Genomic DNA, 9,925 nt, shown 5'->3' with positions numbered 1-9,925 from the left:
CCTTTGAGTTCTACGATGCAAAGGATGGCGTACCGACGATGCGCTGTGACAGAAAGGGCCCGACCACATCCGTGTATGACATAAGGAAGAAGATGGACAGCATACGCGATTATCACTGGACAGCGGCGCTCACGTTCTGCATGCTTGCCGCTGTTACCGGCATTCCCGCCTCCCCGTTTCGTACCGATGATCGGTAGTTACGCTACCGAAGCATGAACAAATAGGTGCCCCCGACGGGCAAATCCATGGTATGCGTCAGTGCCGAAGCACTCGTCCGTTTTCCCGGCTCACACTCAACAAGCGATGCCTTCTTTTTCAAACGAATGGTGATCTCCCCCGCGGATAATGGATGAATCATGATGATATCCTCGCAGGCGGCCGATACCGCTATTTCAGGATCCGTTAATCGCCAGGCATTTGCTTGCTTGGCAATCGACGAAATAAGATTTCTCGAAAGCACACGCGTGCCAACGAAAAGGGTAGTGTAGGAAGCGTTATTCTTGAGGGCAAATCCGGCATGGGGGCTTTCGGCATATGAGGATAGTATTGTGGCCTTTGGGTCGACAACAGTAAGGGTATATTCTTCGGCGTTGATCTTTTCACGTACGGCTGAAAAACGAGTCGGGGCGTGAATCTCTTGAGGCCCGCCCGCCGCGAGTAAAAAGCCCGCCGTCCCGCTCAATACCCGAGCGAGTGCAATGTTTTTACCCTTCTTAAGGCGAACCTTGAATTGATAATTCTTTACCGAATAATCTGTTTTGCCGTTCCCCTTATCAAGGGTATCAAACGCCGCTTCGCCATTCACCCACCACTGCATCCACCAATCGGCACCGGCACCAAAATATACATTCTGATCAATAGTGCTTTCCACTTCAAAATAGACAAGGGCTGAGCGCTCTGAAGCAAGTGCGCCGCCGAGCACACGCTGAAGATCTATTGGCGCCCCCTTGCATACGGCAGTAATCCCCTGCTTCGTGGCACCCCCAATCGTTAGCGAATCAGGAATTAAAGCAATGTCCGTGGATGAGGGAATATCATTTTTCGTGAATGGTCCGAACACGGTGCACTGCTCCGGCCAGCGTATTGAATGATCATCGGAGTCCTCGGTGTTCCCCCACATGATGAGGGGATGATTTTCGTTCACCGTACATGAAGGCGCTTTCGCATCGGCGATCATTTTCACATCGATGCCCATGATTCTTGAAAGTGTATCGGTAGAAGTGAGCGCCTGCTGATACCCATTATCACGGAGAAATATCAGCGTTGCCCCCCCTTTTTTCAGCCTTTCAATCGCCGATGCGGTCTTTTCGTCGATGTTCATGAGATTCTGAAAAAGATACATTTTTACCGGTGGAACTTTTCCCTCCCTGAGGTCGGCTGCGTAATACACCCCATAGGGGACACCGGATGCGTTTAATTCATTTTGTTGCCCGCGTACCCAATCCCAATGTGCCCGTGCAATGCCCATGTTAAGGAAGTCAACCGATTTTTCATCAAAGATGACGGCGAGGTCGGCGATGGGGGAATTCGGTGATGGTATACGAATAGATCTTGATGTATCAACGAGGAATTTCATTTCCTTTATTATTTCCGGCGCTGCGTAGGCATGTGGTTCACCGAATACATGATCCCACAATGCTCCGGCATTTGCTGTCCAGAGGTATGCATAATCACGACGATACATCGCACGAAGTGTGTCCATGTCCTTTGCCCATCCCTGCAAGGTTGAATCATGATGTATTCCCGCCCCAATGGTTCTTGGCGTTGATGGCTTTTGCAGATAGGTGGGGAAATCCCAGTCGGCGACGAACATTTTTCCATTGCGGGCTATTGAAGCAAGATGTGCATTGATGCCGCCGTAATTGGGGGGGATTCGCTGACTGTAGGCAATTTGATGGAGAAAGAAATCGATATTTTTATCACGAAGAAATTCTTCCATGGTGGTAAGATCGCGTCTTCCGCCGCTGTCCCCGGAGCAGATGCCCACAATCGTCGGACGCGGGGAAGCACTTTTTATCACCTGTGCGAATTGCGCGATAGTTTCATAGCGCCCGTCGGAGATAAATCGCTTCCAATCCATTACGCGGCGCTCGGTCAATGGATTGTGAAAGAACTTCTCTGATTGCAAATCGCCCGCTGCCGGCGGTTCAAGGGAGAGCCCATCGGCAGATACCCCCCATGCGGATGCGAGCATTTCTTTTGTGCCGTATCGTTTTTTGAGCCACGCCTGCCAGGCATTGCGTGCGGCAGGACTATAATCACCCCAGAATTCCGGTTTTGTGAGAAGTCCATTGGGTGCATTCCAATGATAGAGCTGCGCATCCACACCGCCCCCGATAAGATACCCCATCACGGCTTTTCCGGGAAGCAGGCGATTGACATCGCGGATAAAATTGGAAAGCATGTGTGATACATCGTCACGGAATACCTTTGAGTGAAACGACCACACGGCACGATCGAATTTATTGCGCTCCCATTTGGGGAAGGCCTTTTGATACCGTTCAAAGTGAGACCCCCCTACCGCGTACTCGCCATTGCCGTTCATCATGCATTCATCGGGGTTTTCGTCGGGCCATTCGGGGTAGGTGTCAATGCGAAGCCAGAAGAGGATTTTTGCATGTGGATTCGATTGCAATGGCCGCCAGAGATATTTTTCAAGCGATGAAGGATCGTAGGTCTGTTTTCCTATCCAATAGGGCATCATCAACTTATCAGGATTGACAGAACCGTTAAGTTTTGGCGTGTTGCGGGCACAATTAACCATCAGATTGATAATCTGCATGCCAGACTCGAAATAGGAGCCAAGATGCATATACTCAAACGGCTGAGTGTCCCACACATCCCCGCCCATAAAGGGGGCAGTCTTGCCATTTAATTCAAGCGTTGGCAATCCGTTCGCGAGCTGTCCAATTCGTGCGCTTACCGGTGTCATCCGCTCCACCTGTGCGATCAGCGCCGGAGTAACCGGCGGCACCACTTCAATGGGGCGCTCAAACCAAGCCGGTTGATTTGCCTTCCCCACAAACCCGTAATGCGTTTCGTGTGCAGGACCGATCGATTCCTTATGCTTTTGATAGAGCGCTGTAATATCGTCTTTTGTCAATGCCCGCGAATAGATGATCACCTCATCGATCACACCGGTGTACCAATAGCCATACGCGTAACTGGCAGGATTCGCTGCAGCGATCATGATTTCATCCCCGTAGCGAAACTCATCCCCGACAAACGGTTTTTCCCCCACCTTCTCCCCGTCGACATAGAGCGCTATCTTTTTTGCCGATGCATCGAACACACCGCCTACATGATGCCATTCCCCCGGCTCATACTGATTCGGTGATGAAACGGCAAAACCCTGATTTGCCGTGTTGAATGTTTCAAAATAAAATCGCTTCTCCTTGTTATAGCCAATATCATTATGAAATCCCGGTCGTCCGCAGATCGAACCGTGCTTCATATGCAGCGCCGGCTTTGCCCAGGCGGAGAAAGTATAGCTGGTAAGTTTCGGTTTGATTTTTGTATATACCAGTGCGTTCGAACCGTTGAATGAAAGTGCGCCCCCCGATTTTCCCTGAACCCGTATTGACGTACTCGATATCGGTCCGTCATGGCCGAACCTCGATTCATCCTTCGCCACACCGCCTACGAGCTCATCGAATTTCCAGTGCCCGACAATGCCGGTACTCATGTCGGCTGATGATGAAACAGTGCTGCTTCCTCCCGTTGCGGTATACAGTCCGCGAATGCTATCCGTGCTCAACGCACTATCGTGCACTTCTATCTCATCAACGATGCCGTGAAAATAATATGCATAGCTTTTACTTGCCGCATTTCCACAACCAATGTAAAAATTCTTCGGGTACACACGCATTGCAGTGGGGAGTGTCTTTGTTCCCCCCAGTGCGCCGTCAATGTAAAAACATGCGGTGCGTGTTGCCTCATCATAGGTGCCGGCAAGGTGATGCCATTCATTCGGCTCATACTCATCGGAATAGAGCACATATTGTTTATTATCCTTATCGAAGACACTGAAGGCAAATTTTTTATTCGGCCAGTACTCAAGCGCCTGATGGAACCCGGGTCGCCCAACAGCGCTCATGGGTAATTTCGTCGGAACGGAGACGGGCTTAACCCATGCGGCCATGGTAATCGATACATATTCGCGCGGCAGTAATAGTGCCACATGCGCATCGATACCATTGAACGAAAGCGCTCCATTTTTCTTTCCCGTAACCCACTGGGCGTTTTTAATCGCTCCGGTGATAGTGTCACTGACAACGGATTCGCCACGTTGCTCATCTAAGCCAAAGTACACAATACGCTCTGCCGAAAGTGATGCCGCAATTGTTATGAGGAGGATGATCACTCGTGACATGGTATACCCCGTAACGAACAATGTGTTCTGCAGTAGTATAGGACAGGTGCGAGAGACTGTCAATGCGACAAAACGGAAAAAGTCAGTACGCTATGGAAACCAAATTTGTGTTAACGATGCCTTTTAGCGTAGTAGTACGTGTGCTCACATCTTCGTGAACTCCGCGAATTCGATCCTAGCAGCTTGTGTTACCTCTTGCACGCGTGTTCACCGATTTTCAGCGATATTTTATTTCCCGCGGCAATTCCCCGTGCCATTTCCCATCAATGTCTTTTTCTCTCACGCCCTGCTTCATTTTTAAGAGCAGTTCTGCATTGGCGAATGGTATTGTTTCACCGTGAATCCCTGTTGGATGACCGCAATACCACCCACGATGACATACTTAGCTCCGCGCTCATTGAGCGCACGTGCAAGGCGCAGGATATCGCTCAGCTCCAGGGGCCGGCTTTCTTTCTCGGGCGGGTCATCATCCGTTCGGACCACGACTGAGCCTCCTCGTGTGTTTTGAACCGGTAAACCCCCTTGGGTATAAATGGTTTTGCCCCGCGCAGCGCCACCACCGTCTCAAGGAATTTGACCGTCGTGATGAAATCTGCCGCCGGTTTCCGAGTGCCTACCGTTTTAAACGGGTAGGAAATTGCATGCGATCGAAGCGGGAAGCTATTGACAGAGCAGCTCCCCGCAAGACCGTTCCGTTTTCTCCTGATGTTTTCCAATTCATACATTGTACCTCACCGCGTTTCCGTAGTATACTGAAGGAATTCTTTCGGCGGGAGATCGGCCATGAGCATACGGGCAGCGGTGCTTTTCACTTCCATAATCTTTGCATGTTCGCTGCATGCGCAAACGAAACCCGCGCTCGAATTCCTTTTTGACGGATCATTGAAGAACACCGGCTCGTTCGGCGGCGAAGGGAAATTCGCGAACACCGCTGCCGGCGAAGAAGCGCGCTTCGGCGAAGGCATGATGAACGGCTGTCTCGACATGTGCTCCACGCGCGGCGGCATTGAGGATAAAACCGTGCCGCACGGCGGGGCAGTGCTTTTTCCTGCAGGCGCACTCGCAGGTGCATCGACGGTCACCGTCATTGCGGCGATATATCCCGCCGTTGTCGATGATCTCCCGCGTCGTATCGTCACGCTCTCTCCGCTGCTGCAGATATATGCGCAGAGCGGAGCGATAGTCCTTGCGGTGGGCAATTCGAAGAACGAGATAAAATTCCACAGCACTGGCATTCCCGTCGCCGCCGAGACGCCCGCAATAATCGCAGTCGTATGCGATGCGAAGAACAGGAATATTACCGCGTATCAATTCAAGAGCCGGGCCTTGGTCAAAACATTTTCCGAAAGTGCAATGCCTGACAATGCAGTGTTCGGCGGCGGGGTCATCGAGATAGGGAATGCGGGCGGCATACGTGCGTTCAAAGGGTATATCGACAGTGTGCGCATCTATGCATCCGCGCTTCCCGAGAACGAGATCGCATCGGTCATGAGCGCAGACAGGAAAGCGTTCACCGTACCGGCATCGGGTGCTGCCCCGATCGAGGAAGCCGCGGTTCTGGCCCGTATCGATATAGACGCCTCCGCAACGAAGGAGCCGCTCACCTATGTCTCGGGGGCAAGCGGCGTTCGCGGTGAACACCCGAGTTGGGGCGATGAAAAAACCAGGCCTCAGCGGCTCACGGTCGAATTTCCCTGTAACTTAAAAACTTGGACGCCTTTCCGGTTTCAAATCCAAACCGGTGATGCGGGCATTCTCGCCCTGCGATTTATGGGCCCCTACTCCCAAGGGTCTGGATCACGACCGCATTTTATCCCGGTGCTTTTTGACGACGTCAAGATCGAAGGGGCCGCTTTTGTCAATGGGGACATGGAATGGCCCCAGCAAGCCGCCTGGGAATTTCTCGAACAACAACGGGGCCAAGCGGATTTCGAAAAGGCCGGATTTTTGCACGACGAAAAGATCGCTCATTCCGGAAAAACGTGCCTGCGGGTTTGGACTTGGGTAACCGCACACCAGCGCCTCAAGGTGGGCACCAACCAACTTTTGACCATCAGTGGATGGGTGCGTCAGGATGAGACGCGGTCGAATGTCGTTTTGACCGGCATTCCCCCTAAGGGAAGTGTGCCCAGCGGCCCGGTTTTTTTCGCCTCAATCGAAAATGCTGCCAACATGGGTTTTGCGGATGCGCAGGCCGGAGATGGCAAGGGGGGGTGGTCTGATCAGGGTCCAGAAAACGATTTTAAGGAATTTGATCTCCAAGCCTCCAACTTTGGTGGCGTACCGTTTCGCATTGTAAACCCCCTCAAAAATCAAGGCCGCTCGATACTCACCTTTCGCAGTGAAAAATTTCCGGCCGGCATTCAGGTGGCGACTGTTCCCGTCGAAGCAAAAAAAGCGAGGTTTTTGTATCTCTTGCACACCACTTGTTGGAATGAGAGTAAGTCGGGAACGCCCGTGGGGACTATTCGCCTCAGACGAGCCAACCGCGATGAGAAGGTCATCGAAGTGCAATCGGGGCGGGAAGTCTCTGACTGGTGGACGCCGCGAGGACTGCCAAACGGGGCCCCGGTGGAAAAAAAGGACAATGGGAGCGCACGCGTGGGTGTCTTTCTCTCGCGTTTCCCCTTAGAGGACCAAGGTCTTGACTATAACGAAATCAGTTTTGAAACCAGTGAGACTTCGATCTGGATAGTGCTTGGTGCAACCCTAACGTGTGAAGATTATCCCCTGCCGAGCCAAGAGAATTTCGTATTTGCCGAAAACAAAGAATGGAAACCCTTCCAATTTACCAACGATTTTGTCCTGCCGGGCAGCGCGCTGGATTGGTCGCGCTTGGTGGCAGAAGGCCCTGCGGGTCGCTGGGGTCGCGTTCGCCTCGGAGCCAAAGGCGGATTTGAGTTCACCGATAGGCCCGGCGAGCGTATCATCTTTCGCGGTGCTGCGGTCTGGTTGAGCAAGCTGCTTTACCCGACAGAGCGCCTGCTTCCCTACTGCGCCAGCAATGAGAACTTTCTGGATAAGCGGGTGATCGACAGCTATGTGGATGAATGGCGTCGGCGCGGTTTTAACCTGCTACGCATTGACAGCATTGAGGAGACCCTGCGCCGGGATGTGGAGGCGCGCCCCGATTTCGAGATGAACCCGATCCAGTTGGATCGCCTCGATTACCTGATCTCCCGCCTGAAACAGAATGGCATCTACCTCTACCTTGATGCTTGTCAGGATTGGGGTGGCTACCAGCAGAATGCGGGGCCCTCGTGGGAGTACAAAAATCCGCAGTCGATCAAGACCGATCTGCGCCCCAAACTGTTCGTCGACGAAGGCGGCAGCCGGAAAATCTGGGCCACAGGGGTAAGGAATTTCCTAACCCGGACCAACCGTTATACCGGCACCCGGCTCATCGATGATCCGGTCTTGGCAGTGCTCAATCCGTACAATGAACAAGATGGCAGCCTCTCTTACCACGCGTTTTCTCCTGATTGGCAGAAAGTATGGCAGGACTGGCTGAAGCGAAACGTCCACGACGAAGCCGGCTTACGTGCGGCCTTGACTGACGAAGCCGGCAAATGCTGGCTGGCTTCCGGCGAAGATATTGGCCATCTCGAGGCATCGATGAAAATGCTGTCCGAGAAGAATCCCCGCGGACTGTTGATGACTCGCTTCCTGCTCGCGGTGGAGACCGAAATGTCGCAGTGGTACGCCCGAACGCTGCGCGGGCTCGGCTACCGGGGCGTTTTGTCGGCCGTCTATGACGTACGCAAGAACCTGCATTATGCACCCCTGCGCACCTTGGGAGATGTGGTCTCCCAGCATGGCTATTACGGCGTTCCCATGGACCGCCGGATGCAGCAGGGCAGCTCCCTGCGCTCGAAACTCGACTACCTGACGTCGATCGCAGCGACGCGGCTGGTGGATCGCCCATTCCTAGTCACCGAATACAAACACGGTTGGTGGAACCGTTACCATTATGAGGAGGGGTTGGCGGCCGGCGCCCTCTTTGCACTCCAGGATTACGATATGATGATCGCCCATTGCGACCCGGTTTACCGTTCGCGTGTCGGGATCCCCCATGCCTATGTGATCGGTCCCGATCCCGTAGCCCGGGCGGCCGAACTGTTGACCGGGTTCATTTTCGCCAACCGCGCCGTGAGCCAATCAACCAACCTGCTCTGCCTCCAGGTGCAAGAGAAAGACCTGCTGGAGCAGGCCGCGCTAAGCGGTTCTGCCATCAACACGCAGCAAGCCAACCTCTCCCTCGTCGCCCGCTTCGGAATCGCCTTTGAGGGTCTTCCAGGCAGCCCCTGGGCGACTCGGAAAACGGCTGTTCGCGCGCTGATCCCCTTGGCGGGTGGCTCGGAAGTCCTCTCGACCATGCTCGCGTCGACCGCGCTTGAAAACACGGGCCGTGAGTTCGACGCTGATGCGTTCACGGAAAACTTGAAACGTGCCGGCATCCTCAACCGGGACAACCGCACCCGGCCCAAGGAAGGCCGTTTCGAGAGCGATACCGGAGAGATCTATTTAAGTGCCCGCGAAAACCTGCTCACGGTCCAGGCACCGCAGTGCATCGGCTTCAACGCTGAGGCCGGCCAAAAACAAAAATTGGGTCCTGTGATGTTCGAGGGCTCCACCGTGCGCGCCGGGGTGGCCATCGTCTCGCTCGACCGCGTACCAATCCCCCGAAGCCATCGTCTCCTGGTCTTCTACCTCACGGACAGCCAGAATACCGGGGCAACGTATGATTCCGACGACTGCGTGCAGCAGCTTAAGGGTGGGGGCAACCCTGTGCTGTTGCGTACTGGCCGTCTGGCCTTTGCACTCGAACATGAGCAATCCGAGAAAATGCGCGCATGGGCGCTGGGAGCGACTGGAGAAAGGGTGGTGGTTTTGCCGCTGACTCAAACGGATGGCAAACTGCGTCTTGAGGTCGACACCGCTCGACTGGCTTGTGGCCCTACTACCTTTTTTGAAATTGCGCTGCCATAGCGAGGGAAAGGAGTTTTCATTCGCCACCATCGCCTCCTCCTACTCGGTCCTGTATACCACCCGCCGAATTCCTGTCAAATCCAACCTCGTTTCAGCGGTGTAGCATCGCCTGCCCCCGTCTATCCGTGATAATACCCCGCCCACCCCATCGCGCACTGTCATTTCGCCCGAATTCACCGATATTTTATTTCCCGCCTGCTCTGACGATATACCCCTTGAGCCTGCACATAAAGTATTGAACACAGTAAATATTAAAATTCAGCCTAATATATTTCTGCATACCGACATGTTCTCCCCTCATTCGTGCAACACGATGTTGCAGTCGGCGCGAGGCACGGAGGCCGATTTGCGCCGATCCCTGTGAGAGAGGGGAGCGGCATATGCGCTTTCTCCTGGACAACGCAATAAATGCCGAGGGGTGGTGTTCTCGTCATAGCACAGAACCGTCATGGAAAAGATATCGATTTTTTTTATTCGAGTAACATAAATATTCTTACCCGCTGCATATTGTTTCAGTTGTGTTTTGCAGCACTGTGCGGTATTATCACCAAGACATACCGATGA

Annotated in this window: 4 protein-coding genes; 2 read left to right on the top strand and 2 right to left on the bottom strand. The window is 53.3% G+C overall.

The features are described from left to right. Positions 1–197 (top strand): hypothetical protein (locus AABZ39_01255; protein MEK6793373.1); only part of this gene is annotated, 197 nt, incomplete at its 5' end. A gap of 5 nt (positions 198–202) precedes the next feature. Here the strand turns inward: AABZ39_01255 and AABZ39_01250 are convergent. Continuing rightward, the gene (locus AABZ39_01250; protein ID MEK6793372.1) at positions 203–4,372 is read right to left on the bottom strand and encodes a LamG-like jellyroll fold domain-containing protein; all 4,170 of its coding nucleotides are present in this window, start codon (positions 4,370–4,372) and stop codon (positions 203–205) included. Between the two features lie 297 nt (positions 4,373–4,669). Next, entirely contained in the window at positions 4,670–4,855 is a 186-nt protein-coding gene (locus tag AABZ39_01245) for a hypothetical protein (protein ID MEK6793371.1), read from the bottom strand. Positions 4,856–5,155: 300 nt separating this feature from the next. On the opposite strand from AABZ39_01245, the gene AABZ39_01240 reads away from it, so the two are divergent. Then, entirely contained in the window at positions 5,156–9,361 is a 4,206-nt protein-coding gene (locus AABZ39_01240) for a LamG-like jellyroll fold domain-containing protein (protein ID MEK6793370.1), read from the top strand. Positions 9,362–9,925 lie beyond the last annotated feature (564 nt).

This window comes from Spirochaetota bacterium (assembly GCA_038043445.1).
Classification (GTDB): Bacteria; Spirochaetota; Brachyspiria; order Brachyspirales; family JACRPF01; genus JBBTBY01.
Note: the sequence above shows the minus strand (reverse complement) of the source record. Positions and strands in the feature narration are given on the sequence as shown.